Consider the following 25,707-nt stretch of genomic DNA (forward strand, 5'->3'; position numbering starts at 1 on the left):
CAAAGCAAAGAGCAAAAAACGTTGGAATAAGGGGGTAAACGGCAGCGCTCACGATGGCCTGGTCAGCTGTCGAAGGCGTTGCGTAGCCAGTTCAGGCGCATATCCTTGCTGGCGGTGCCTTCCAGGGCGATTACGTCGAAGCGGCAGGGGCTATTGGCCCAGCGTGCTTCCTGGTGCAGGAACGAATGTGCGGCATTGACCACTCTGGCACGCTTGCGCGCGTCGATACTTTCGAGCGCGCCACCCCATTGTGCGTGCAGGCGGTAACGAACTTCGACGAATACTACTGTATCGCCATCAAGCATGACCAGATCAAGCTCGCCGCCTTTACACAGCCAGTTGCGCGCAAGCACCTGCAAACCCTGCTGCTGCAGGTGTGCGAGGGCTTGCGCTTCGGCCTCCTGGCCGGCCTGGCGCGGCGAGCTGGCGAGCATTACTGCACAGTGTCCGGCAGGCGCTGCACCTGGCCATTGGCGAACTGGGCCCACGGCAGCTGGCGCTCGATGCGCTGGCCGGCGTTGATGCTCAGGTTGCCCGACAGGCCTTGCAGGCGGTTGTCCGGCAGCGCTTTCAACTGCGCCAGGCGCGGGGCCAGGCCAAAGGCGTCGGCACCCATGGCGTACAGGCGGCCAAGGCTGCCACCGGCCTGGGGCCACTGGTGTACCACCTGCTGGCGCAGTGGGTTGCTGTTGTCCAGCAGCCACGGGGTTTCGCAGAAGCGCACGCCGTTCATGTCGTTGTACTGGGCCTGGTCGCCGCTGGCACTGTAGACGTTGGACGTCGCGTACACCGGCACGTCACCGGCGTATTGGAAGTTCAGCGTCGGCTTGATCTGCTGGGCCAGTTGCGGGGTGGAGGCCAGGAAGATGAAGTCGACGTCCTGGCGACGCGAGCCGTTGCTGCCGTTGCCACCCTGGCGAGCCTGCATCAGGTCGCCGATCTGCTGGGCGAGGGCCACGGGCTGGTCAACGCGCTGGGAGCCCAGCAGCTGGCCGCCGTTGGCTTCGAAGTCCTGGCGGAAGGCGGCCAGCACGCGGTCGCCCCACTCGCCGCGCGGCACCAGGGCCACGGCGCGATGCAGGCCATCGGCACGGGCGCGACGGGAGACCTCGCGGGCCTCGTCCTCGGCGGCCAGGCCGAACTGGAACAGTTGTGGCGGGTTGGCCTGGGTGCCGTCGCTGTAGTTGAGCGCCAGGGTGGTGATGGGCAGTTGCGGGCGACCGGCCAGTTGTTTCACCAGCGGTTTCTCCAGCGGGCCGACCACCAGCTGCGCGCCGGCGGCCTGGGCCTGGCGGTAGAAGTCATCCATGGAGGTCACGCGGGAGCTGTCGAACATTTCCACCACCGGTGGCTTTTGCCCGGCCTGCTGGGCCTGGTAGTAGGCGGCCATGAAGCCGTCACGCAGGGCCTTGCCCACCGAGGCCAGCTGGCCTTGCTGGGGCAGCAGCAGGGCGATCTTGGTCAGTGGCTGGCTGGTCAGCTCCTTGAGCTTCACCAGCGCCACCGGCAATTGCTTGGCGGCGGGGTGGTCGGGGTGGCTGCTGCGCCAGTTGTCGATGGCAGCCTTCTGCTGGTCCAGGGTGCCGGCGCTCTTCACGGCCAGGGCCAGGCTCTGCCAGCCCGCCAGGTCGTCGGTGCCGGTGGATTGCAGCTGGTCGACCGGCAGGCTGCTGACCAGAGTCCAGATGGCTTCGTTGTTGGCGGCAGCCGCGTCGCCGCTGAGCAGCGGGGCGATGAACACGCGTTCCTGGGCGGCGGGCAGGGTCTGGCCGTCGGCTTCCAGGGCGCGGGCACGCACGGTGTGGGCGCGAACCTGCTGTTCTACCGACGCCTCGTTCAGGCGCTGCAGACTGGGGTGGTTGAGCGCGGCCAGGGCTTCCTTGGGCTGGTTGCGGGCCAGGGCCAGCTCGGCTGCCAGGGTGCTGGCGATGATCTGCTGGCCCACGTTGAGCTGCTCGACCTGCACCTGTGCCAGGATCTGCGCGGCACGCTGGTTGGCGTGCTGGCGGTAGGCGAGGTCGGCGGCGCTCAGGCGCAGCACGGCGGCATCGGCCGGGGTCTTGGCCGAGGCGGCCTGGCCGAGCAGTTGCTCGATGGTGGCGTCAGGCGTACGCGGCAGTTCGCCGAGGCTGTTGGAAGGCGCGCTGGCGCAGGCCGCCAACAGGGCGGCAAGGCATAGGGCTGAGAGCAGCCGCAGGCAAGCTGTCATGTATATCTTCCTGATACTCGATCGGTTAGGCCCGCAATTGTACCCAAGCACGGCCCCCGGTGCGATGTCACTGGCGTGAAAGGCGCATCAAAGGTCATTCAGGGTTTTACCGCGGGCTTTTTGGCCGCTGGGCGAAAGGGCGCGCTACAATGCCGCTTTTGCCAACGACAGGTGTGTGCTGTGACTGCTCCAGGTGCTTCGAATTCCGCGATGGGAACACTTTATGTGGTGGCCACGCCCATCGGTAACCTGGACGACATGAGCGCTCGGGCGTTGAAGATCCTCAATGACGTGGCGCTGATCGCCGCCGAGGACACCCGCCATTCGATCCGCCTGCTGCAGCACTTCGGCATCAACACGCCGCTGGCCGCGTGCCACGAGCACAACGAGCGCGACGAGGGTGGGCGCTTCCTCGACAAGCTGCTGGCGGGCGAGAGCGTGGCGCTGATCTCCGACGCCGGCACGCCGCTGATCTCCGACCCTGGCTACCACCTGGTGCGCCAGGTGCGCGCCGCGGGTATCCCGGTAGTGCCGGTGCCCGGCCCTTGCGCACTGATCGCGGCGCTATCGGCGGCCGGCCTGCCGTCCGACCGTTTCATCTTCGAAGGCTTCCTGCCGGCCAAGACCGTCGGCCGCCGCTCGCGCCTGGAGCAGGTGCGCGAAGAGCCGCGCACGCTGATCTTCTATGAGGCGCCCCACCGTATCCTGGAATGCTTGCAGGACATGGAGCTGGTGTTCGGCCCCGAGCGCCCGGCACTGCTGGCGCGCGAACTGACCAAGACCTTCGAGACCCTCAAGGGCTTGCCGCTGGCCGAGTTGCGTGCCTTCGTGGAGAGCGACAGCAACCAGCAGCGCGGCGAGTGCGTGGTGCTGGTGGCAGGCTGGACGCCGCCCGAAAGTGACGAGGTGGTGAGCGCCGAGGTGATGCGCGTGCTGGACCTGCTGCTCAAGGAGATGCCGCTAAAACGCGCGGCGGCGTTGGCGGCGGAAATTACCGGGGCGCGCAAGAATGTGCTGTACCAGGTGGCATTGGAGCGGCAGAAGGGGGAGTGAGGGGTGGCATGGCGAGAGTGTGGAATGATGGCCGCCATGTGCATGTCGAGATTTTTTCAGCGCCCATGACATCCAGCGCCGCCCGCGCGGCGCATCGCGGGCAAGGCGGATGGCCGCCCCCCGTTCCTACATTTGTTTCGGGCCAGTTATGCCTGTGCCATTATCTCGTCCGCTTTGTCTGCCCGCTGGAGATTTGTGGTGGTGCCACCAGGCTGGCAACCCCAATCTATCGCGAGGCACGTTGCAACAAGCGTAGGAGCCGACCTTGGTCGCGATGCGCCGCGCGGGCGGCGCTCGATGCCATGAGGCTTGAAAATCCCCCGGCATGCACCTGCAAGACCCGCCGCGCACCCCCAATCCGTCACAAACCTCTGATAAAGCTTGTTCTCAACGCCCGCTACCATTAACCTTGTCGGCGGAGAGTCGATTGGACAGTCGCTGCCTGCTTTTGTTCCGCAAAAGCGGGGGGAGGAAAGTCCGGGCTCCATAGGGCGGAGTGCCAGGTAACACCTGGGAGGCGCGAGCCTACGGAAAGTGCCACAGAAAATAACCGCCTAAGCGTTTCGGCGCCGGTAAGGGTGAAAAGGTGCGGTAAGAGCGCACCGCACGTCTGGTAACAGTTCGTGGCTAGGCAAACCCCACTCGGAGCAAGACCAAATAGGGTTCCACATGGCGCGGCCCGCGTTGGAACCGGGTAGGTTGCTAAAGGTGTCCAGTGATGGCCATCGTAGAGGAATGACTGTCCTCGACAGAACCCGGCTTACAGATCGACTCTCCACCTCTTTTCCCTTCTGCATCAATCAATAGCAGAAGCGGCCCTGGTAATACCGAAAAAATCTTACTCTTAATAAATCACTTTAAGTTTGACGCGTAGACCCTTGAGTTAACTTGGCTTTATGCCCCCGCGTTTCCCTCGATTTAGCCCATCTCTTTCCTTTTGTCACCTAAATCGCCGATCTGTAAGGGTTTTCCTTACGAGCGTGCCTTGACGGTGGTGTGGGCGCATTCCTATAGTGTGCGCAAGTGGCGGAAAGTGGCACAAAGTGGGTTTTTAGGCACGAAAAACTAAATCTTGGGGAAGCGCCTCTGTGTTTCGCGGAGCTAATGCCATCAGTCTCGATGCAAAGGGCCGTCTCGCCATGCCGAGCCGGTACCGTGACGAGCTGGTTTCGCGCTCCAATGGCCAGTTGATCGTGACCATCGACGCCGTCGACCGCTGCCTGTGTGTGTACCCGCTGGACGAATGGGAATTAATTGAAACAAAGCTGCGCGCGCTGCCGTCGCTCCGGGAAGAAAACCGCCGTCTGCAAAGGTTGCTGATTGGTAATGCGGTTGACCTGGAGCTCGACGGCAGCGGGCGTTTTCTGGTTCCGCCGCGCCTGCGCGAGTACGCGAAGCTGGACAAGAAAGTGATGCTGGTAGGCCAGCTGAACAAGTTTCAACTGTGGGACGAGGATGCCTGGAACGCGCTTGCTGATGCGGACCTGGCAGCTATTCAACAACCGGGCGCCATGCCTGATGAACTGCGTGATTTGATTCTGTGACTATAGATAGCGGCTTTAACCACATCACCGTATTGCTTGACGAAGCCGTCGAGGCTCTCGCCATACAGGGCGATGGCTGCTATGTGGACGGTACCTTCGGGCGGGGTGGTCACAGCCGGTTGATCCTCAAGCACCTGGGGCCGGACGGCCGATTGCTGGGCTTCGACAAGGACCCACAAGCGATTGCCACGGGGCAAGCGCTGGCGGCCGAAGACGGCCGCTTTGTCATTGTGCAGCGCAGTTTTGCGGAAATGGGTAGCGAAATTGCTAGCCAAGGCCTGGCCGGCAAGGTCAACGGCGTGCTGCTGGACCTGGGTGTGTCTTCGCCCCAGCTGGACGACCCCGAGCGCGGCTTCAGCTTCATGAACGACGGCCCGCTGGACATGCGCATGGACCCAAGCCGCGGCGTCAGCGCCGCCGAGTTCATCGCCAACGCCCCGGCCGAAGAAATTGCCCGCGTGTTCAAGGAATACGGCGAAGAGCGCTTCGCCAAGCGCATGGCCAATGCCGTGGTCGCACGCCGTGAAATCAAGCCGTTCGAGCGCACCGCCGACCTGGCCGAAGTGCTGAAGGTCGCCAACCCTGCCTGGGAAAAGGGCAAGAACCCGGCTACCCGTGCCTTCCAGGGCCTGCGTATCCACGTCAACAACGAGCTGGCTGACCTGGAGGCGGGCCTTGAAGCCGCGCTGGAGTCGCTGGAAATCGGCGGCCGCCTGGTGGTCATCAGCTTCCACTCGCTGGAAGACCGCATCGTCAAGCTGTTCATGCGCAAGCTCGCCAAGGGCGAGGCCGACAACCTGCCGCGCAACCTGCCCGTGCGCTTCCAGGCGTTCGAGCCGAAGATCAAGGTTCACGGCAAGGCCCAGTTCGCGTCTGAAGCCGAGCTCAAGGCCAACCCGCGCTCGCGCAGCGCGGTCATGCGCGTGGCGGAGAAGCTGCGGTGAGCAAGCTCTACGCCAAGCCTTTGCCGGGCGGCAGCTTCCTGATGCTGCTGCTGTTCATTGCCGTGCTGGTGTCGGCCATCGCCGTGTCCTATAGCGCGCACCTCAACCGTCAGCTGCTCAACAGCCTGTACAACGAGTTGAGCGAGCGCGACAAGGCGCAGGCCGAGTGGGGCCGGCTGATCCTGGAGCAAAGCACCTGGACCGCCCATAGCCGCATCGAGGCGCTGGCCAGCGGCCAACTGAAAATGCGTATTCCCGACGCCGCCGAAATCAAGATGGTGACGCCATGATGAAACTCGACGGCGCCCTGTACCCGTGGCGTTTCCGGGTGCTCGTGGCCTTGCTGGGTATCATGGTGGGCGCGATCGTGTGGCGCATCGTCGACCTGCAGGTCATCGACCATGATTTCCTCAAGGGCCAGGGCGATGCCCGCAGCGTGCGGCACATTCCCATTCCTGCGCACCGCGGCCTGATCACCGACCGCAACGGCGAGCCGTTGGCCGTCAGTACGCCGGTCACCACCTTGTGGGCCAACCCCAAGGAGATGCAGGCGGACAAGAGCAAATGGCCGGCACTGGCTGCAGCCCTGGGGCAGGACCCCAAGGAGCTGTCGACGCGCCTCGACGCCCAGGCCACCAAGGAATTCATCTACCTGGTGCGCGGCCTTACGCCGGAGCAGGGCCAGACCGTGCTCGACCTCAAGGTTCCTGGTGTCTACGGCATCGAGGAATTTCGTCGTTTCTACCCCGCCGGTGACGTGACCGCGCACATGGTCGGCTTCACCGACCTGGACGACCACGGCCGCGAGGGCGTGGAGCTGGCGTACGAAGACTGGCTGGCCGGCGTGCCGGGCAAGCGCCAGGTCATCAAGGACCGCCGCGGCCGCCTGATCAAGGACGTGCAGGTCACCAAGAACGCCAAGGCGGGCAAGACCCTGACCCTGTCGATCGACCTGCGCCTGCAATACCTGGCCAGCCGCGAGCTGCGCAACGCCATCGTCGAGAACGAGGCCAAGGCGGGCAGCCTGGTGATCATGGACGTGAAGACCGGCGAAGTGCTGGCCATGGTCAACCAGCCCACCTACAACCCGAACAACCGCAAGACCATGTTCCCGGCGTCCATGCGCAACCGGGCGATCACCGACGTGTTCGAGCCCGGCTCGACCATGAAGCCGATCTCCATGAGCGCGGCCCTGGAGACCGGGCGCTGGAAGCCGACCGACAAGGTCGAGGTGTACCCCGGCAGCCTGCAGATCGGCCGCTACACCATTAAAGACGTGACCAAGACCGAGGGCCCGATCCTCGACCTCACCGGCATCCTGATCAACTCCAGTAACGTGGGCATGAGCAAGGTGGCCTTCGACGTCGGCGGCGAGAACATCTTCCGTGCCATGTCGGCCGTGGGCCTTGGCCAATACACCGGCCTGGGCTTCCCGGGCGAGCGCGTGGGCAACCTGCCCAACCACCGCGACTGGAAAAAGGCCGAGACCGCGACCCTGTCCTACGGCTACGGCCTGTCGGTGACCGCGCTGCAGCTGGTGCACGCCTATTCGGCCATCGCCAACGACGGCGAGATCGTGCCGCTGAGCATCCTCAAGGTCGACGGCAAGCCGGCGGCCACGCGGGTGATGCCAGAGCAGGTGGCCAAGACCCTGCAAGGCATGATGAAGGAAGTGATCGAGGACTCGCGCGGCGTCTACCGTGCGCGGGTGCCGGGCTACCACGTGGCCGGCAAGTCGGGTACCGCCCGTAAGGCCACCATCGGTTCGCGTGGCTACACCGAGAACGCCTACCGTTCGCTGTTCGCCGGCTTCGGCCCGCTCAGCGACCCGCGCTACGCCATCGTCGTGGTCATCGACGAACCGAGCAAGGCCGGTTACTTCGGTGGCCTGGTATCGGCACCGGTGTTCAGCAAGGTCATGTCCGGCACGCTGCGGCTGATGAACGTGACCCCCGACAACCTGCCGAGCACCCCGCAGGAAACAGCCCAGGCCCAGCCTGCGGCCAGCAAGGGAGGGCGTGGCTGATGAGCATGCCGCTGAGCAAGATTTTCGCCCAGGCCAACCGCGATCCATTGATCCGCGAGCTGGCGCTGGACAGCCGCAGCGTGCGCCCCGGCGACCTGTTCCTGGCCGTGCCAGGGGCCAAGGTCGATGGCCGTGCGCACATCGCCGACGCCCTGGGCCGTGGCGCTGCCGCCGTGGCTTATGAAGTGGACGGCGCCACCGTGCTGCCGATCACCGACGTGCCGCTGATTCCGGTCAAGGGCCTGGTGCGCCAGCTGTCCGACATTGCCGGGCGCTTCTACGGAGACCCGAGCCGCCTGCTCAACGTGGTGGGTGTCACTGGCACCAACGGCAAGACCAGCGTCACCCAACTGGTGGCCCAGGCCCTGGACCTGCTGGGCCAGCGCTGCGGCCTGATCGGCACCCTGGGCACCGGTTTCTACGAAGCCCTGCAAAGCGGCCGCCTGACCACGCCCGACCCGATCGCTGTGCAGGCGACCCTGGCCGACCTGAAGAAGGCCGGGGCCAAGGCCGTGGCCATGGAAGTGTCGTCCCACGCCCTGGACCAGGGCCGCGTGGCCGCCCTGGCGTTCGACGTGGCGGTGCTGACCAACCTCAGCCGCGACCACCTGGACTACCACGGCAGCATGCAGGCCTACGCCGCCGCCAAGGCCAAGCTGTTCGGCTGGACCGGCCTGCGCTGCCGGGTGCTGAACCTGGATGATGCCTTCGGCAGCACCCTGGCCGAGGAAGCCCATGAGTCGCGGCTGATCACCTACAGCCTGCTGGACCCGGCGGCCACCCTGTACTGCCGCGAAGCCGAGTTCGACGACCACGGCGTGCGCGCCACCCTGGTCACTGCCCAGGGCGAGCACGTGCTGCGCAGCCGCCTGCTGGGGCGTTTCAACCTCAGCAACGTGCTGGCCGCGGTCGGCACGCTGCTGGCGCTGGATTACCCGCTGGATGACATCCTCAAGGTGATGCCGCAGCTGGAAGGCCCCCTGGGGCGCATGCAGCGCCTGGGCGGTGGCAAGCAGCCGCTGGTGGTGGTCGATTACGCCCACACCCCCGACGCCCTGGACAAAGTGCTGCTGGCCCTGCGCCCGCACGCCAAGGGCGAGCTGGTGTGCCTGTTCGGCTGTGGCGGCGACCGTGACCGTGGCAAGCGCCCGCTCATGGCCGAAGTGGCCGAGCGCCTGGCCGACCGCGTGCTGGTCACCGACGACAACCCGCGCAGCGAAGACCCGCTGCAGATCTTTGCCGACATTCGCCCCGGTTTCAGCGCTGCTGCCCGGGTCGAGTTCGTCTCGGGGCGTGGCCCGGCCATTGCCCAGCTCATCGCCAAGGCCAATGCCGACGACGTGATCGTGCTGGCCGGCAAGGGGCACGAGGATTATCAGGAAATCAACGGCCAGCGCCTGGCGTTCTCCGATCTGGAGGAGGCCGCCAAGGCCCTGGCTACCTGGGAGGTGGACCATGCTTAAGCCCATGTCCCTGGCAGAACTGCTCAAGCCGCTGGCTGCGCGTTTGCATGGCCAGGATGTGGAATTCAACGGTGTCAGCATCGACAGCCGCGCCATCGTCGCCGGCCAGTTGTTCGTGGCACTGACCGGCCCGCGTTTCGACGGCCATGACTACCTGGCCGACGTCGCCGCCAAGGGCGCGGTCGCCGCGCTGGTGGAGCGTGAAGTGGCCGGCGTCGACCTGCCGCAACTGGTGGTGGCTGATTGCCGCGTGGCGCTGGGCCAACTGGGCGCGCTGAATCGTGCCCGTTTCAACCGTCCTGTCGCCGCTATCACCGGTTCCAGCGGCAAGACCACGGTCAAGGAGCTGCTGGCCGGCATCCTGCGCACCCAGGGCGATGTCCTGGCCACCCGTGGCAACCTGAACAACGACCTGGGCGCGCCGCTGACCCTGCTCGAACTGGCCCCGCAGCACACCGCCGCGGTCATCGAGCTGGGCGCCTCGCGCCTGGGCGAGATCGCCTACACCGTGGGCCTGACCCAGCCCCACGTGGCCATCCTCAACAACGCCGGCACCGCCCACGTGGGTGAGTTCGGCGGGCCGGAGAAGATCGTCGAGGCCAAGGGCGAAATCATCGACGGCCTGGCCGCCGACGGCACTGCGGTGCTCAACCTGGACGACAAGGCCTACGGCATCTGGCACACCCGTGCCGGCCAGCGCCGCGTGCTCAGCTTCGCCCTGACCAACACGGCAGCCGATTTCCACGCCAGCGACATCCAGGCCGATGAACGCGGCTGCCCGAGCTTCAATCTGCACGGCCTGCAAGGCACGGCGCGGGTCCAGCTGAACCTGCTGGGCACCCACAACGTGCAGAACGCCCTGGCCGCCGCGGCCGCCGCCCATGCCTTTGGTCTGGCCATCGGCGACATCGCCCGTGGCCTGGAAAGCGTGCAGCCGGTCAAGGGCCGCACCGTGGCGCAGATCGCGCCGAGCGGCGTGCGTGTAATTGACGATACATACAACGCAAACCCCACCTCAATGTGCGCGGCCATTGATATACTCGCCGGCTTTTCCGGACGCACCGTCCTGGTGCTCGGGGACATCGGCGAATTGGGGCAATGGGCGGAAGAGGGGCATCGGCAAGTGGGCGAATACGCCCTCGGCAAGGTCGACACCCTGTACGCCGTGGGCCCGAACATGGTTCACGCAGTGAATGCGTTCGGTACCAATGCTCGCCATTTCGGCACACAACTTGACCTGATCGCTGCGCTTGGCGCCGAGAAAGGCAAGAACACCACTATTTTGATCAAGGGTTCGCGCAGCGCTGCGATGGAAAACGTCGTGGCGGCCTTGTGCGGTTCCAGCGGGGAGAAACATTAATGCTGCTGCTGCTGGCGGAGTATCTGCAACAGTTCTACAAAGGCTTCGCGGTCTTCCAGTACCTGACCCTGCGCGGGATCCTGGGTGTGCTGACCGCGCTGTCGCTGGCCCTGTTCCTGGGCCCCTGGATGATTCGTACCCTGCAGATTCGTCAGATCGGCCAGGCCGTGCGTAACGACGGCCCGCAATCGCACCTGTCCAAGTCCGGCACCCCGACCATGGGCGGCGCCCTGATCCTGTCGGCCATCGGCATCAGCACCCTGCTGTGGGCCGACCTGACCAACCGCTACGTGTGGACCGTGCTGCTGGTGACCCTGCTGTTCGGCGGCATCGGCTGGGTGGACGACTACCGCAAGGTGATCGAGAAGAACTCGCGCGGCCTGCCTAGCCGCTGGAAGTATTTCTGGCAGTCGGTATTCGGCCTGGGCGCGGCGATCTTCCTGTACGCCACCGCGCCAAGCGCCGTGGAAACCACCCTGATCATCCCGATGTTCAAGGACGCCAGCATCTACCTGGGCGTGGGCTTCATCATCCTCACCTACTTCGTGATCGTCGGCTCCAGCAACGCGGTGAACCTCACCGATGGCCTGGACGGCCTGGCGATCATGCCGACGGTGATGGTGGGCGGTGCCCTGGGCATCTTCTGCTACCTGTCGGGCAACGTGAAATTCGCCGACTACCTGCTGATCCCGTACGTGCCGGGCGCGGGCGAGCTGATCGTGTTCTGTGGCGCGCTGATCGGTGCCGGCCTGGGCTTCCTGTGGTTCAACACCTACCCGGCCCAGGTCTTCATGGGTGACGTCGGTGCGCTGGCCCTGGGCGCTGCCCTGGGCACCATCGCCGTCATCGTGCGCCAGGAAATCGTGCTGTTCATCATGGGTGGCGTGTTCGTGATGGAGACCCTGTCAGTGGTCATTCAGGTGGCCTCTTTCAAACTGACCGGTCGCCGCGTGTTCCGCATGGCACCTATCCACCACCACTTTGAACTCAAGGGCTGGCCCGAGCCGCGCGTGATCGTCCGCTTCTGGATCATCACCGTGATCCTCGTGCTGATCGGCCTTGCCACCCTGAAACTGAGGTAGAACGAGTGTCTCTGATCGCTTCTGACCAATTCCGCATCGTTGTCGGCCTCGGCAAGAGCGGCATGTCCCTGGTGCGCTTCCTGGCGCGCCGGGGCATTGCCTTTGCCGTGGCCGACACGCGCGAGAATCCGCCGGAGCTGGCGACGTTGCGCCGTGACTACCCGCAGGTTGAAGTGCGCTGTGGCGAGCTGGACGTGGAGTTCCTGTGCCGCGCCAGCGAGCTGCTGGTGAGCCCCGGCCTGGCCCTGGCCACGCCCGCGCTGCAGCAGGCCGCTGCCCGTGGCGTGCGGCTGTCGGGTGACATCGAGCTGTTCGCGCGTAACGCGCAGGCGCCCATCGTCGCCATCAGCGGTTCCAACGCCAAGAGCACCGTCACCACCCTGGTCGGCGACATGGCGGCTGCGGCCGGCAAGCGCGTGGCCGTGGGCGGCAACCTGGGCACCCCGGCCCTCGACCTGCTGGCCGACGACGTCGAGCTGTACGTGCTGGAGCTGTCGAGCTTCCAGCTGGAGACTACCGACCAGCTCAACGCCGAAGTGGCCACCGTGCTGAACATCAGCGAAGACCACATGGACCGCTACAGCGGCCTGCCGGCGTACCACCTGGCCAAGCACCGGATCTTCCGTGGCGCCCGCCAGGTGGTCTACAACCGCCAGGACGCCCTGACCCGGCCGCTGATGGGCGAGGGCCTGCCGTGCTGGACCTTCGGCCTCAACAAGCCGGACTTCAAGGCCTTCGGCCTGCGCGAAGAGAACGGCCAGAAGTACCTGGCGTTCGAATTCCAGAACCTGATGCCGGTCAGCGAGTTGAAAATTCGCGGCTCGCACAACCAGGCCAATGCCCTGGCGGCGCTGGCCCTGGGCCACGCCGTGGGCCTGCCGTTCGAGCCGATGCTGGCCACCCTGCGCACCTTCGCCGGCCTGGCGCACCGCTGCCAATGGCTGCGCGAGCGTGACGGCGTGAGCTACTACGACGACTCCAAGGCCACCAACGTCGGTGCCGCGCTGGCGGCCATCGAAGGCCTGGGCGCCGACATCGACGGCAAGCTGGTGCTGGTGGCCGGTGGCGACGGCAAGGGCGCCGACTTCTCCGGCCTCAAGGCCCCGGTCGCCGCCCACTGCCGCGCCGTGGTGCTGCTGGGCCGCGACGCCGAGCTGATCGCTGCCGCCCTGGGCGACGGCGTGCCGCTGGTGCGGGTCAGGACCCTCGACGAAGCCGTCGAACAATGCGCCGCCCTGGCCCAGCCCGGCGATGCCGTGCTGCTGTCGCCGGCCTGCGCGAGCCTGGACATGTTCAAAAACTACGAAGAGCGTGGGCGCCTGTTCGCCCAGGCCGTGGAGGGCTTGTCATGATCTTTGGCGTGATCAAGCCTTACCCGTCGCCGCTGATCACCGGCCGCGGCATCGACGTCGACTTCCCGATGCTGGCCGGCTGCCTGGCGCTGCTGGGCCTGGGCCTGGTGATGATCACCTCGGCGTCGTCCGAAGTGGCCGCCGTGCAATCGGGCAACCCGCTGTACATGATGATCCGCCACCTGGTGTACCTGGTGCTGGGCCTGGGCGCCTGCGGCGTGACCATGATGATTCCCATCGCCACCTGGCAGCGCCTGGGCTGGATGATGCTGCTGGGCGCCTTCGGCTTGCTGGTGCTGGTGCTGGTGCCGGGCATCGGCCGCGAGGTGAACGGCTCCATGCGCTGGATCGGCTTCAGCGCCTTCAACGTGCAGCCCTCGGAGGTGGCCAAGGTCTTCGTGGTGATCTTCCTGTCGGGCTACCTGATCCGCCAGCAGAAGGAAGTGCGCGAGACCTGGATGGGCTTCTTCAAGCCGTTCATCGTGCTGCTGCCCATGGCCGTGCTGCTGCTGATGGAACCCGACTTCGGTGCCACCGTGGTCATGATGGGCGCCGCGGCGGCCATGCTGTTCCTGGGTGGCGTGGGCCTGTTCCGCTTCGCCCTGATGGTGGTGCTGGCGGTGGCCGCGGTGTTCATCCTGGTGCAGGCGCAGCCGTACCGCATGGCCCGCCTGACCACCTTCACCGACCCCTGGGCCGACCAGTTCGGTTCCGGCTACCAGTTGACCCAGGCGCTGATCGCCTTCGGTCGCGGCAGCTGGCTGGGCGCCGGCCTGGGCAACAGCGTGCAGAAGCAGTTCTACCTGCCTGAAGCGCACACCGACTTCGTGTTCTCGGTATTGGCCGAAGAGCTGGGCGTGGTCGGTTCGCTGTGCACCGTGGCGCTGTTCGTGTTCGTGTGTATTCGCGGCATGTACATCGGCGTCTGGGCCGAGCGCAGCAAGCAGTTCTTCGCCGCCTACATGGCCTACGGCCTGTCGTTCCTGTGGATCGGCCAGTTCCTGATCAACATCGGCGTGAACGTCGGCCTGCTGCCGACCAAGGGCCTGACCCTGCCGTTCCTCAGCTACGGGGGCAGCTCGCTGGTGATCTGTTGTGCCTGCCTGGGGTTGTTGCTGCGCATCGAATGGGAGAGCCGCACGCACCTGGGCAGTGAGGAAACCGAGTTCAACGAGAGCGACTTCGCAGAGGAGCCAGCCCGTGGCCGGTAACGTATTGATCATGGCAGGCGGCACCGGCGGGCACGTGTTCCCGGCGCTGTCCTGCGCCCGCGAATTCCAGGCCCGTGGCTACACCGTGCACTGGCTGGGCACCCCGCGTGGCATCGAGAACGAACTGGTGCCCCAGGCTGGCCTGCCGTTGCACCTGATCAACGTCGCCGGGCTGCGGGGCAAGAGCAAGCTGTCGCTGCTCAAGGCGCCGTTCGTGCTGGTACGCGCGCTGCTGCAGGCGCGCAAGGTGATGCGCCAGCTCAAGCCGGTGTGCGTGGTGGGCTTCGGCGGCTACGTGACCGGCCCTGGTGGCCTGGCCGCGCGCCTGTGCGGCGTGCCGGTGATCGTCCACGAGCAGAACGCCGTGGCCGGCACCGCCAACCGCCTGCTGGCGCCGCTGGCCGCGCGTATCTGCGAGGCCTTCCCGAACACCTTCGGTGCCTCGGCCAAGCGCCGCACAACCGGTAACCCGGTGCGCCCCGAACTGTTCCTGGAAACCCCGCGCCAGGCCCTGGCCGGCCGCCGGCCACGCCTGCTGGTCACCGGGGGCAGCCTGGGCTCGGAGCCGTTGAACAAGCTGATCCCCGCCGCGCTGGCGCTGGTGCCCGAGGCCATTCGCCCGGAAGTGTTCCACCAGTGCGGCAAGCTGCACGGTGACGTCACCACCCAGCGCTACCGCGACGCCGGTATCGATGCGCAGGTGGCGCCGTTCATCAAGGACATGGCCCAGGCCTATGGCTGGGCCGACATGGTGGTGTGCCGTGCCGGTGCGCTGACCGTCAGCGAGCTGGCCGCCGCCGGGCTGGCCTCGGTGCTGGTGCCCTTGCCCCACGCCATCGACGACCACCAGACCCGCAACGCCGAATATCTGGCCCGTGAAGGCGCTGCCTTCCTGATGCCACAAGCGACAACTGGCGCAGCCGAGCTGGCTGAACGCCTGAACGAGGTTTTGATGCAACCGGAAAAACTCAACACCATGGCGAGCACCGCACGCCGCCTGGCCAAGCCCGATGCAACCCGTACCGTCGTCGACGTCTGCCTGGAGGTGGCCCATGGTTGAGAATCAGAAAGCCATGCCACAACCGGAAATGCGCCGCATCCGTCGCATCCACTTCGTCGGCATCGGCGGCGTGGGCATGTGCGGTATCGCCGAGGTGCTGCTGAACCTGGGCTACCAGGTATCGGGCTCCGACCTCAAGGCGTCGCCGGTCACCGAGCGCCTGCAGTCGTTCGGCGCGCAGATCTTCATCGGCCATCGCGCCGAGAACGCCGCCACCGCCGACGTGCTGGTGGTGTCCAGCGCCGTGAACACCTCCAACCCGGAAGTGGCCACTGCCCTTGAGCGCCGCATTCCCGTGGTGCCGCGCGCCGAGATGCTCGCCGAGCTGATGCGCTACCGTCACGGCATCGCCGTGGCCGGTACCCATGGCAAGACCACCACCACCAGCCTGATCGCCTCGGTGTTCGCCGCCGGTGGCCTGGACCCGACGTTCGTGATCGGCGGCCGCCTGAACGCCGCCGGCACCAACGCGCAGCTGGGCACCAGCCGCTACCTGATCGCCGAAGCCGACGAAAGCGACGCCAGCTTCCTGCACCTGCAGCCGCTGGTGGCCGTGGTCACCAACATCGACGCCGACCACATGGCGACCTACGGTGGCGACTTCAACAAGCTGAAGAAAACCTTCGTCGACTTCCTCCACAACCTGCCGTTCTACGGCCTGGCCGTGGTGTGCCTGGACGACCCGGTGGTGCGCGAGATCCTGCCGCAGATCGCCCGTCCGACCCTGACCTACGGCGTCAGCGAAGAAGCCGACGTGCGCGCGATCAACATCCGCCAGGAAGGCATGCTGACCTACTTCACCGTGCTGCGCCGCGACCGCGAGCCGCTGAACGTGTCGGTGAACATGCCCGGCAACCACAACGTGCTCAACGCCCTGGCAACCATCGCCATCGCCACTGACGAAGGCGTCAGCGACGAAGCCATCGTCCAGGGCCTGTCGGGCTTCCAGGGCGTGGGCCGGCGCTTCCAGGTGTACGGCGAACTGCCGGTGGACGGCGGCAGCGTGATGCTGGTCGACGACTACGGGCACCACCCCACCGAAGTGGCCGCGGTCATCCGCGCCGTGCGCGGTGGCTGGCCGGAGCGCCGCCTGGTGATGGTCTACCAGCCGCACCGCTACAGCCGCACCCGCGACCTGTACGACGACTTCGTCCAGGTGCTGGCCGACGCCAACGTGCTGCTGCTGATGGAGGTCTACCCGGCCGGCGAAGAGCCGATCCCCGGTGCCGACAGCCGCCAGTTGTGCCACAGCATCCGCCAGCGCGGCCAGCTGGACCCGATCTACATCGAGCGCGGCGTGGAACTGGCCCCACTGGTCAAGCCACTGCTGCGTGCCGGCGACATCCTGCTGTGCCAGGGCGCCGGCGACATCGGCGGGCTCGCCCCGCAATTACTGAAAAGTCCGTTGTTCGCCGCTGACAAGGCCGGCGAGGGGAAATTGAAATGACAGCCAGCACCACTTCCTCCCTGCTATCGACCATTGCCCCGAAGGACTTCGGGCGCGTGGCCGTGCTTTACGGCGGCAAGAGCGCCGAGCGGGAGGTTTCCCTGAAGTCCGGCGCTGCCGTGCTTGAAGCCCTGCAGAGCGCCGGCGTGGACGCCTTCGGCCTGGACGTGGGCGATGACCTGCTGGCGCGCCTGCAAAGCGAGAAGATCGACCGCGCCTTCGTCATCCTCCACGGCCGTGGCGGTGAAGACGGCAGCATGCAAGGCCTGCTGGAGTGCCTGGGCATCCCCTACACCGGCAGCGGCATCCTCGCCTCGGCCCTGGCCATGGACAAATTGCGCACCAAGCAGGTGTGGCAAAGCCTGGGCCTGCCAACCCCGCATCACGCGGTTTTGGCCAGCGAGGCAGATTGTATTTCCGCGAGTGCGGAACTGGGCTTCCCTTTGATCGTCAAACCGGCCCATGAAGGTTCAAGTATCGGTATGGCCAAAGTGTCCAGCGTCGAAGAATTGATCGGCGCATGGAAAGCGGCCAGCACCTACGACTCGCAAGTCCTGGTCGAACAATGGATTCAAGGTCCGGAGTTCACCATTGCGACCCTGCGTGGCCAGGTCCTGCCGCCAATTGCCCTGGGCACCTCGCACTCGTTCTACGACTACGACGCCAAATACGTGGCCAACGATACCCAGTATCGAATCCCGTGCGGCCTCGACGCCACCCGCGAACAAGAGCTGATCGACCTCACGGCCCGTGCCTGTGACGCCGTCGGCATTGCCGGCTGGGCCCGCGTCGACGTCATGCAGGACGAGCAGGGGCGTTTCTGGCTGCTGGAAGTCAACACGGCCCCAGGCATGACCGACCACAGCCTGGTCCCCATGGCAGCTCGCGCTGCCGGCATCGATTTCCAGCAGCTGGTGCTGGCGATCCTGGCCGACAGCGTAGAGGCGCGAGGGTAAACCCATGAACGGCGCGACGCTTCGTCATCAGCAACCCGTACCCGGCCGCAGCAAGCCGGTGCCCCGTGGCGCCAGCCGCATGGTGGCCGACGAGCCCATGGGCGCACGGGTACGCAAGGCCAATTTCAGCTTCCTGAAGAAGCTGTTCTGGCCGGTGCTGCTGGTGGCACTGGGCGTCGGCACCTACGAGGGCGCCATCTACCTGATGCCCTACGCCGACCGGCCGATCACCAAGATCAACGTGCAGGGCGACCTCAGCTACATCAGCCAGCAGGCGGTGCAGCAGCGCATCGCCCCGTACGTGGCGTCGACGTTCTTTACCATCGACCTGACCAGCATGCGCACCGAGCTTGAGCAGATGCCGTGGATCGCCCACGCCGAAGTTCGCCGGGTGTGGCCTGACCAGGTGGTGATCCGGCTGGAAGAGCAACTGCCCGTGGCCCGTTGGGGGGACTCGGCACTGCTCAACAACCAGGGTGAGGCGTTCGCGCCGCGCGAGCTGGCCAACTACGAGCACCTGCCACAGCTGGTGGGGCCGCAACGCGCCCAGCAGCAAGTGATGCAGCAGTACCAGGTGCTGAGCCAGATGCTGCGGCCCATGGGCTTCTCCATCGTGCGGCTGGAGCTGCGCGAGCGGGGCAGCTGGTTCCTCACCACCGGCGCAGGAAGCGCAGGTCCCGGCATCGAGCTGTTGCTGGGGCGTGACCACCTCGTCGAGAAAATGCGCCGTTTCATTGCCATTTACGACAAGACCCTGAAAGACCAGATCACGAATATCGCAAGCATCGACCTGCGCTACGCCAACGGCCTGGCCGTGGCCTGGCGTGACCCGAATGCGAAGCCGACGGCCCAAGCCGCCGTCGCGAAGAATTAAGAAGAGGCAGGACCATGGCAAACGTGCAAAGCGGGAAAATGATCGTCGGTCTGGACATCGGTACCTCCAAGGTGGTGGCACTGGTGTGCGAAGTGGCGGATGACGGTTCGCTGGATATCGTCGGGATCGGTACCCACCCCTCGCGCGGCCTGAAGAAGGGCGTGGTGGTGAACATCGAGTCCACGGTGCAGTCGATCCAGCGGGCGGTGGAAGAAGCCCAGCTGATGGCGGGCTGCCGTATCCACTCGGCGTTCGTCGGCATTGCCGGCAACCACATCCGCAGCCTCAATTCCCACGGCATCGTCGCCATCCGCGATCGCGAAGTCAGCAGCGCTGACCTGGAGCGCGTGCTGGACGCCGCCCAGGCCGTGGCCATCCCGGCTGACCAGCGGGTCTTGCACACCCTGCCGCAGGATTACTCCATCGACAACCAGGAGGGCGTGCGCGAGCCCCTGGGCATGTCCGGCGTGCGCCTGGAAGCCAAGGTCCACGTGGTCACCTGCGCCGTCAACGCCGCGCAGAACATCGAGAAGTGCGTGCGCCGCTGTGGCCTGGAAATCGACGACATCATCCTCGAGCAACTGGCCTCGGCCTACTCGGTGCTGACCGACGACGAGAAAGAGCTGGGCGTGTGCCTGGTGGACATCGGTGGCGGCACCACCGACATCGCCATCTTCACCGAAGGCGCCATCCGCCACACCGCGGTGATCCCGATCGCCGGCGACCAGGTCACCAACGACATCGCCATGGCGCTGCGTACCCCGACCCAGTACGCCGAAGAGATCAAGATCCGCTACGCCTGCGCCCTGGCCAAGCTGGCCGGCGCCGGCGAGACCATCAAGGTGCCAAGCGTGGGCGACCGTCCGCCGCGCGAACTGTCGCGCCAGGCCCTGGCCGAAGTGGTCGAGCCGCGCTACGACGAGCTGTTCACCCTGATCCAGGCCGAACTGCGCCGCAGCGGCTACGAAGACCTGATCCCCGGCGGCATCGTGCTCACCGGTGGTACGTCGAAGATGGAAGGCGCGGTCGAACTGGCCGAAGAAATTTTCCACATGCCGGTACGCCTGGGCGTACCGCATTCGGTTCGCGGGTTGGCAGATGTCGTGCGCAACCCGATTTACTCGACCGGCGTGGGCCTGCTGATGTACGGGCTGCAGAAGCAGAACGATGGCACCACCCTGACCGGCTTGAGTAACAGCAACAGCTATGGCGATGAACCCAAGGCACCTGTGCTGGAAAGATTGAAACGTTGGGTTCAAGGCAACTTCTAAGTTTCCGATTTAAAGCTTCAAAGGCAGTAGTAGGCGCTAAAACTAGAGAAAGGAGAGGGAACATGTTCGAACTTGTAGACAACATCCCGCAAAGCCCGGTAATCAAGGTTATCGGTGTGGGTGGTGGCGGCGGCAACGCGGTCAATCACATGGTCAAGAGCAACATCGAAGGCGTCGAGTTCATCTGCGCCAACACCGATGCTCAGGCCCTGAAGAACATTGGTGCGCGCACCATCCTGCAACTGGGCACCGGCGTGACCAAGGGCCTGGGCGCTGGCGCCAACCCTGAAGTGGGCCGCCAGGCGGCACTGGAAGACCGCGAGCGTATCGCCGAAGTGTTGGTGGGTACCAACATGGTCTTCATCACCACCGGCATGGGTGGCGGTACCGGTACCGGTGCTGCGCCGATCATCGCCGAAGTGGCGAAGGAGATGGGCATCCTGACCGTTGCGGTCGTGACCCGTCCGTTCCCGTTCGAAGGCCGCAAGCGCATGCAGATCGCCGACGAAGGCATCCGCGCGCTGTCGGAAAGCGTCGACTCGTTGATCACCATCCCCAACGAGAAGCTGCTGACCATCCTGGGCAAGGACGCCAGCCTGCTGTCCGCGTTCGCCAAGGCTGACGACGTGCTGGCCGGTGCCGTCCGCGGTATCTCCGACATCATCAAGCGTCCGGGCATGATCAACGTCGACTTCGCCGACGTGCGCACTGTCATGAGCGAGATGGGCATGGCCATGATGGGCACCGGCTGCGCCAGCGGTCCGAACCGTGCGCGTGAAGCGACCGAGGCGGCCATCCGCAACCCGCTGCTCGAAGACGTCAACCTGCAGGGGGCCCGCGGCATCCTGGTGAACATCACCGCAGGTCCTGACCTGTCGCTGGGTGAATACTCCGACGTGGGTAGCATCATCGAGGCGTTCGCTTCCGACCACGCCATGGTCAAGGTCGGTACCGTGATCGACCCGGACATGCGCGACGAGCTGCACGTGACCGTAGTTGCCACGGGCCTGGGCGCGAAGATCGAGAAGCCGGTGAAAATCATCGACAACACCCTGCAGGCCGCCAGCCAGCAAGCTGCCGTACAGCAGCCCGCTCGTCAGGAACTGCCGTCGGTGAACTACCGCGACCTGGACCGTCCTACCGTGATGCGCAACCAGGCACACGCAGGCGCGGCACAGGCTGCCAAACTCAACCCGCAAGACGATCTGGACTACCTGGACATCCCGGCATTCCTGCGTCGTCAGGCCGATTGATGGAATTTATCAGGGCTATGAAGGTGATTGGTGTTCAGCAAAGGCCGGGTCTGCTATTATCGCCAGCCTTTGTTGATACCAGTTCGCAATTTGCGCTGAAGCGGCCAATGCCATGATTAAACAACGCACCCTGAAGAATATTATCCGTGCCACCGGTGTCGGCCTGCACTCTGGGGAGAAGGTATACCTGACCCTCAAGCCGGCACCCGTGGATACTGGCATCGTTTTCTGTCGTGCCGACCTGGATCCAATGGTGCAGATTCCTGCGCGAGCGGAAAATGTCGGCGAGACCACGATGTCGACCACTCTGGTCAACGGCGATACCAAGGTAGACACGGTTGAGCACTTGCTCTCGGCCATGGCTGGCCTGGGCATCGATAACGCCTACGTCGAGCTCTCCGCGTCCGAAGTCCCGATCATGGATGGTAGTGCAGGACCCTTCGTATTCCTGATTCAATCTGCCGGCCTGGAAGAACAGGACGCAGCCAAGAAATTCATCCGCATCCTGCGCGAAGTGACAGTGGAAGACGGCGACAAGCGCGCCACTTTCGTGCCATTCGACGGGTTCAAGGTGAGCTTCGAGATCGATTTCGATCACCCTGTGTTCCGCAACCGCACCCAAAGTGCCAGCGTCGACTTCTCCAGCACGTCCTTCGTGAAGGAAGTCAGCCGCGCCCGTACCTTTGGTTTCATGAGTGACATCGAGTACCTGCGCAAGCACAACCTCGCACTCGGCGGCAGCGTTGAAAACGCTATCGTGGTCGACAAGGACGGCGTGCTGAACGAGGACGGTCTTCGCTACGAAGACGAATTCGTCAAGCACAAGATCCTGGACGCCATCGGTGACCTCTACCTGCTGGGCAACAGCCTGATTGGTGAGTTCCGTGGCTTCAAGTCCGGCCATGCGCTGAACAACCAGCTCCTGCGCAAGCTCATCGAGCAGAAGGATGCCTGGGAAGTGGTGACTTTCGAAGATGCCAGCACGGCACCGATCTCTTACATGCGTCCCGTGGCGGCAGTGTAAGTCGAACACTCTCTTCTCTAGATGTTCTTGAGGCCACCTTCGGGTGGCCTTTTTTATGGGCCATCACCACCCACGACGCGGCCTTTGGCCGCTGCTACGGGTCTTGCGGCTTGGGCTTGCCTGCATGCGCCGCCAGGCGCTCCAGGGCGGCCTTGAGCTTGGGGTCGGTGATGCCTTCGGCGGTGGACTGGATGTTTTCCGCCGACTGCGCGGACAGGTCGATATTGCGGCCGCCGGTGCTGCGCTGCAGCATGGGCGGCTGCACCTTGAACAGGATGCGCGTCAGGCTGGCAAACTCGGCCAGGGCCTGCAGGTCGCGCTGCAGGCGCTTTTGCTGGTAGCGCAGGCGTGTTGCCCAATGGCCATCAGTGACAATCAGTAGCAGGCAGCCTTCACGCCATGACGCCACGTAGCAGTGCGGGCGGGCAGCCGGCTGCAGCTGGCTTTCGAACAGCCGTTGCAGGTGCGACAGGCGCTGGGCCTGGCTGAACAGGGCCTTGAGGGGCTTGGCTTCGCGCAGCAAAACGCCGGGCGCCCGGGCGGGAAGGGGGCGGAAGGCCATAGGGGAAACCTGAAATTGCAGAGCCGCCATGGTAGCAGAAAGGGCCCGTTTCCCGCCGGCTGTTACATAACTTCTGCACCCCATGGGTTGAAGTTGGGAAAAAAGCCCTTATTGTAAAAAAGCCCCGTCAAAGCGCTGTGCCAGCATCGTGGAAATAACGCCACTTTCCTCCTCGCCGTTTCCGGGTAGAATGCTCGTTCGCATGCGGCCATGAGGGCTGCACGGGCGACTCACGGGGCCGCCCTCCATCCCTACGTGTGGAAGATCCTGCCGATATGTTTGCGCCTTTGTTAAAGAAACTTTTTGGAAGCAAGAACGAGCGTGAAGTCAAGCGCATGCTCAAGACGGTACAGATCGTCAATGCCTTCGAAGAGCAAATGGTGGCCCTCTCGGACGAGCAGCTGCGCGCCAAGACCGACGAGTTCAAGGCCCGCCTGGCAAAAGGCGAGACCCTCGACAAGCTTCTGCCGGAAGCCTTCGCGGTATGCCGCGAAGCGGGCAAGCGAGTCATGGGCATGCGCCACTTCGACGTCCAGCTCATTGGTGGCATGACGCTGCATGAAGGCATGATCGCCGAAATGCGCACCGGTGAGGGCAAGACTTTGGTCGCAACCCTGGCCGTGTACCTCAATGCACTGTCCGGCAAGGGCGTGCACGTGGTCACCGTGAACGACTACCTGGCCCGCCGGGACGCCAACTGGATGCGCCCGCTGTACGAATTCCTCGGCCTGACCGTGGGCGTCGTCACGCCTTTCGCGCCGCCTGAGGAAAAACGTACCGCCTACGCCGCCGACATCACCTACGGCACCAACAACGAGTTCGGTTTCGACTACCTGCGCGACAACATGGCGTTCAGCCTGGAAGAGAAATTCCAGCGCGAACTGAATTTCGCCGTGATCGACGAAGTCGACTCCATCCTCATCGACGAAGCCCGTACCCCGCTGATCATCTCCGGCCAGGCCGAGGACAGCTCCAAGCTGTACACCGAGATCAACCGCTTGATCCCGCGCCTGGAGCAGCACATCGAGGAAGTCGAAGGCCAGGTCACCAAGGCCGGTCACTTCACCATCGACGAGAAGTCCCGCCAGGTGGAGATGAACGAAGCCGGTCACCAGTTCGTCGAGGAAATGCTCACCCAGGTCGGCCTGCTGGCCGAGGGCGAGAGCCTGTATTCGGCGCACAACCTGGGCCTGCTGACCCACGTGTACGCCGGCCTGCGCGCCCACAAGCTGTTCCACCGCAACGTGGAATACATTGTCCAGGACGGCCAGATCCTGCTGGTCGACGAGCACACCGGCCGTACCATGCCCGGCCGTCGCCTGTCCGAAGGCCTGCACCAGGCCATCGAGGCCAAGGAAAACCTGAACATCCAGGCCGAGAGCCAGACCCTGGCATCGACCACGTTCCAGAACTACTTCCGCCTGTACAACAAGCTGTCCGGCATGACCGGTACCGCTGACACCGAGGCGTTCGAGTTCCACCAGATCTACAACCTGTCGGTCATGGTGATTCCGCCGAACAAGCCGCTGGCGCGCAAGGACTTCAACGACCTGGTGTACCTGACCGCGGACGAGAAGTACGCTGCCATCGTCACCGATATCAAGGAAAGCATGGCCCAGGGGCGCCCGGTGCTGGTCGGTACGGCCACCATCGAAACCTCCGAGCACATGTCCAACCTGCTCAACCAGGAAGGTATCGAGCACAAGGTGCTCAACGCCAAGTTCCACGAGAAGGAAGCCGAGATCATCGCCCAGGCCGGTCGCCCGGGTGCACTGACCATCGCCACCAACATGGCCGGTCGTGGTACCGACATCCTGCTGGGCGGCAACTGGGAAGTGGAAGTTGCCTCCCTGGAGAACCCTACCCCCGAGCAGATCGCCCAGATCAAGGCCGATTGGCAGAAGCGCCACCAGCAAGTGCTGGAGTCGGGCGGCCTGCACGTGATCGCCTCCGAGCGCCACGAATCGCGCCGTATCGACAACCAGCTGCGTGGCCGTGCCGGCCGCCAGGGTGACACCGGTTCGAGCCGTTTCTACCTGTCGCTGGAAGACAGCCTGATGCGCATCTTCGCCTCCGATCGGGTGAAGAACTTCATGAAGGCCCTGGGCATGCAGTCCGGCGAGGCCATCGAGCACCGCATGGTCACCAACGCCATCGAGAAGGCCCAGCGCAAGGTAGAAGGCCGCAACTTCGACATCCGCAAGCAATTGCTGGAGTTCGACGACGTTGCCAACGAACAGCGCAAGGTCATCTACCACATGCGCAACAGCCTGCTGGCCGCGCAGAACATTGGTGACACCATCGCCGAGTTCCGCCAGGAAGTCCTGGACAGCACCGTCAGCGCCCACATCCCGCCACAGTCGCTGCCCGAGCAGTGGGACGTGGCTGGCCTGGAAGCGGCCCTGCTGAGCGACTTCGGCGTGAAGCTGCCGATCCAGCAGTGGCTGGACGAAGACGACCACCTGTACGAGGAAACCCTGCGCGAGAAGCTGCTGGCCGAACTACTGGAGGCTTACAACGAGAAGGAAGAGCAGGCCAGCGCCGATGCCCTGCGTACCTTCGAGAAGCAGATCCTGCTGCGCGTGCTGGACGACCTGTGGAAAGATCACCTGCAGACCATGGATCACCTGCGTCACGGTATCCACCTGCGTGGCTACGCCCAGAAGAACCCGAAGCAGGAGTACAAACGCGAGTCGTTCACCCTGTTCCAGGAACTGCTGGACTCGATCAAGCGCGACACCATCCGCGTGCTGTCGCACGTGCAGGTACGCCGCGAAGATCCGGCCGAGGAAGAAGCACGCCTGCGCCGCGAAGCCGAGGAACTGGCTGCGCGCATGCAGTTCGAACACGCCGAGGCACCTGGCCTTGAAGCGCCGCAGCTGGTAGCCGAGGAGGGCGAAGATGTAGCCCTGGCCGCCGCCCCCGTGCGCAACGACCAGAAGCTGGGCCGCAACGAACTGTGCTGGTGTGGTTCGGGCAAGAAGTTCAAGCACTGTCACGGCCAGATCAACTGACG

The 25,707-nt window shown here is 64.8% G+C and carries 21 protein-coding genes and 1 other RNA gene; 19 read left to right on the forward strand and 3 right to left on the reverse strand.

The window, feature by feature from the left end:
- Positions 1 to 62: 62 nt before the first annotated feature.
- A complete protein-coding gene (locus tag ACWKWX_RS01470) occupies positions 63 to 434 on the reverse strand; it encodes a YraN family protein (protein ID WP_476295644.1) in 372 nt (123 codons plus the stop codon).
- Positions 434 to 2,209 (reverse strand): penicillin-binding protein activator, encoded by a 1,776-nt coding sequence (locus ACWKWX_RS01475; protein WP_483826856.1) that lies wholly within the window; start codon positions 2,207 to 2,209, stop codon positions 434 to 436. The genes ACWKWX_RS01470 and ACWKWX_RS01475 overlap by 1 nt, the downstream gene beginning before the upstream one ends.
- Before the next feature lie 210 nt (positions 2,210 to 2,419).
- Here ACWKWX_RS01475 and rsmI point away from each other — a divergent pair, with 210 nt between their 5' ends.
- The 18 genes from rsmI to lpxC all read left to right on the forward strand — a co-directional run bounded on the left by rsmI (position 2,420) and on the right by lpxC (position 22,129).
- Positions 2,420 to 3,262 carry a 16S rRNA (cytidine(1402)-2'-O)-methyltransferase gene (gene rsmI, locus ACWKWX_RS01480; RefSeq protein WP_483826857.1) on the forward strand — a complete coding sequence of 281 codons (843 nt, stop codon included), beginning with the start codon at positions 2,420 to 2,422 and terminating at the stop codon, positions 3,260 to 3,262.
- Between the two features lie 419 nt (positions 3,263 to 3,681).
- An RNA gene (gene rnpB, locus ACWKWX_RS01485) (RNase P RNA component class A) lies at positions 3,682 to 4,041 on the forward strand.
- Positions 4,042 to 4,350: 309 nt separating this feature from the next.
- A complete protein-coding gene (gene mraZ, locus ACWKWX_RS01490) occupies positions 4,351 to 4,806 on the forward strand; it encodes a division/cell wall cluster transcriptional repressor MraZ (protein ID WP_416426841.1) in 456 nt (151 codons plus the stop codon).
- Entirely contained in the window at positions 4,803 to 5,750 is a 948-nt protein-coding gene (gene rsmH, locus ACWKWX_RS01495; protein ID WP_416426840.1) for a 16S rRNA (cytosine(1402)-N(4))-methyltransferase RsmH, read from the forward strand. Before mraZ ends, rsmH begins: the two co-directional genes overlap by 4 nt.
- Positions 5,747 to 6,040 carry a cell division protein FtsL gene (ftsL, locus tag ACWKWX_RS01500; RefSeq protein WP_416426839.1) on the forward strand — a complete coding sequence of 98 codons (294 nt, stop codon included), beginning with the start codon at positions 5,747 to 5,749 and terminating at the stop codon, positions 6,038 to 6,040. The genes rsmH and ftsL overlap by 4 nt, the downstream gene beginning before the upstream one ends.
- On the forward strand, positions 6,040 to 7,776 hold the full coding sequence (locus ACWKWX_RS01505) for a peptidoglycan D,D-transpeptidase FtsI family protein (RefSeq protein WP_416427465.1): 1,737 nt from the start codon (positions 6,040 to 6,042) through the stop codon (positions 7,774 to 7,776). The genes ftsL and ACWKWX_RS01505 overlap by 1 nt, the downstream gene beginning before the upstream one ends.
- A complete protein-coding gene (locus ACWKWX_RS01510; RefSeq protein WP_416426838.1) occupies positions 7,776 to 9,239 on the forward strand; it encodes a UDP-N-acetylmuramoyl-L-alanyl-D-glutamate--2,6-diaminopimelate ligase in 1,464 nt (487 codons plus the stop codon). Before ACWKWX_RS01505 ends, ACWKWX_RS01510 begins: the two co-directional genes overlap by 1 nt.
- A complete protein-coding gene (locus tag ACWKWX_RS01515) occupies positions 9,232 to 10,599 on the forward strand; it encodes a UDP-N-acetylmuramoyl-tripeptide--D-alanyl-D-alanine ligase (RefSeq protein WP_416426837.1) in 1,368 nt (455 codons plus the stop codon). Before ACWKWX_RS01510 ends, ACWKWX_RS01515 begins: the two co-directional genes overlap by 8 nt.
- Positions 10,599 to 11,681 carry a phospho-N-acetylmuramoyl-pentapeptide-transferase gene (mraY, locus tag ACWKWX_RS01520; RefSeq protein WP_416426836.1) on the forward strand — a complete coding sequence of 361 codons (1,083 nt, stop codon included), beginning with the start codon at positions 10,599 to 10,601 and terminating at the stop codon, positions 11,679 to 11,681. Before ACWKWX_RS01515 ends, mraY begins: the two co-directional genes overlap by 1 nt.
- 5 nt (positions 11,682 to 11,686) lie before the next feature.
- Positions 11,687 to 13,033, forward strand: a complete 1,347-nt coding sequence (murD, locus tag ACWKWX_RS01525; protein WP_483826858.1) for a UDP-N-acetylmuramoyl-L-alanine--D-glutamate ligase — start codon at positions 11,687 to 11,689, stop codon at positions 13,031 to 13,033.
- The gene (ftsW, locus tag ACWKWX_RS01530) at positions 13,030 to 14,244 is read left to right on the forward strand and encodes a putative lipid II flippase FtsW (RefSeq protein WP_416426832.1); all 1,215 of its coding nucleotides are present in this window, start codon (positions 13,030 to 13,032) and stop codon (positions 14,242 to 14,244) included. Before murD ends, ftsW begins: the two co-directional genes overlap by 4 nt.
- The gene (gene murG, locus ACWKWX_RS01535; RefSeq protein WP_416426830.1) at positions 14,234 to 15,304 is read left to right on the forward strand and encodes an undecaprenyldiphospho-muramoylpentapeptide beta-N-acetylglucosaminyltransferase; all 1,071 of its coding nucleotides are present in this window, start codon (positions 14,234 to 14,236) and stop codon (positions 15,302 to 15,304) included. The genes ftsW and murG overlap by 11 nt, the downstream gene beginning before the upstream one ends.
- Positions 15,297 to 16,751, forward strand: coding sequence for a UDP-N-acetylmuramate--L-alanine ligase (murC, locus tag ACWKWX_RS01540; protein ID WP_416426828.1), 1,455 nt, complete (start codon positions 15,297 to 15,299; stop codon positions 16,749 to 16,751). The genes murG and murC overlap by 8 nt, the downstream gene beginning before the upstream one ends.
- A complete protein-coding gene (locus ACWKWX_RS01545) occupies positions 16,748 to 17,707 on the forward strand; it encodes a D-alanine--D-alanine ligase (protein ID WP_416426826.1) in 960 nt (319 codons plus the stop codon). The genes murC and ACWKWX_RS01545 overlap by 4 nt, the downstream gene beginning before the upstream one ends.
- Positions 17,708 to 17,711: 4 nt before the next feature.
- Complete coding sequence (locus ACWKWX_RS01550) at positions 17,712 to 18,581, forward strand: cell division protein FtsQ/DivIB (RefSeq protein ID WP_416426824.1); 870 nt, start codon at positions 17,712 to 17,714, stop codon at positions 18,579 to 18,581.
- 14 nt (positions 18,582 to 18,595) lie between these two features.
- Complete coding sequence (gene ftsA, locus ACWKWX_RS01555; RefSeq protein ID WP_008365410.1) at positions 18,596 to 19,852, forward strand: cell division protein FtsA; 1,257 nt, start codon at positions 18,596 to 18,598, stop codon at positions 19,850 to 19,852.
- Positions 19,853 to 19,914: 62 nt separating this feature from the next.
- Positions 19,915 to 21,105 carry a cell division protein FtsZ gene (ftsZ, locus tag ACWKWX_RS01560; protein WP_416426822.1) on the forward strand — a complete coding sequence of 397 codons (1,191 nt, stop codon included), beginning with the start codon at positions 19,915 to 19,917 and terminating at the stop codon, positions 21,103 to 21,105.
- Between the two features lie 112 nt (positions 21,106 to 21,217).
- Positions 21,218 to 22,129, forward strand: a complete 912-nt coding sequence (gene lpxC / locus ACWKWX_RS01565; protein WP_008365412.1) for a UDP-3-O-acyl-N-acetylglucosamine deacetylase — start codon at positions 21,218 to 21,220, stop codon at positions 22,127 to 22,129.
- 94 nt (positions 22,130 to 22,223) lie between these two features.
- On the opposite strand, the gene ACWKWX_RS01570 is transcribed toward lpxC, so the two are convergent.
- On the reverse strand, positions 22,224 to 22,691 hold the full coding sequence (locus ACWKWX_RS01570; RefSeq protein WP_483826859.1) for a DUF721 domain-containing protein: 468 nt from the start codon (positions 22,689 to 22,691) through the stop codon (positions 22,224 to 22,226).
- 275 nt (positions 22,692 to 22,966) lie between these two features.
- On the opposite strand from ACWKWX_RS01570, the gene secA reads away from it, so the two are divergent.
- On the forward strand, positions 22,967 to 25,705 hold the full coding sequence (secA, locus tag ACWKWX_RS01575) for a preprotein translocase subunit SecA (RefSeq protein WP_476295653.1): 2,739 nt from the start codon (positions 22,967 to 22,969) through the stop codon (positions 25,703 to 25,705).
- Positions 25,706 to 25,707: the final 2 nt, after the last annotated feature.

It is taken from the genome of Pseudomonas imperatae (assembly GCF_057128625.1).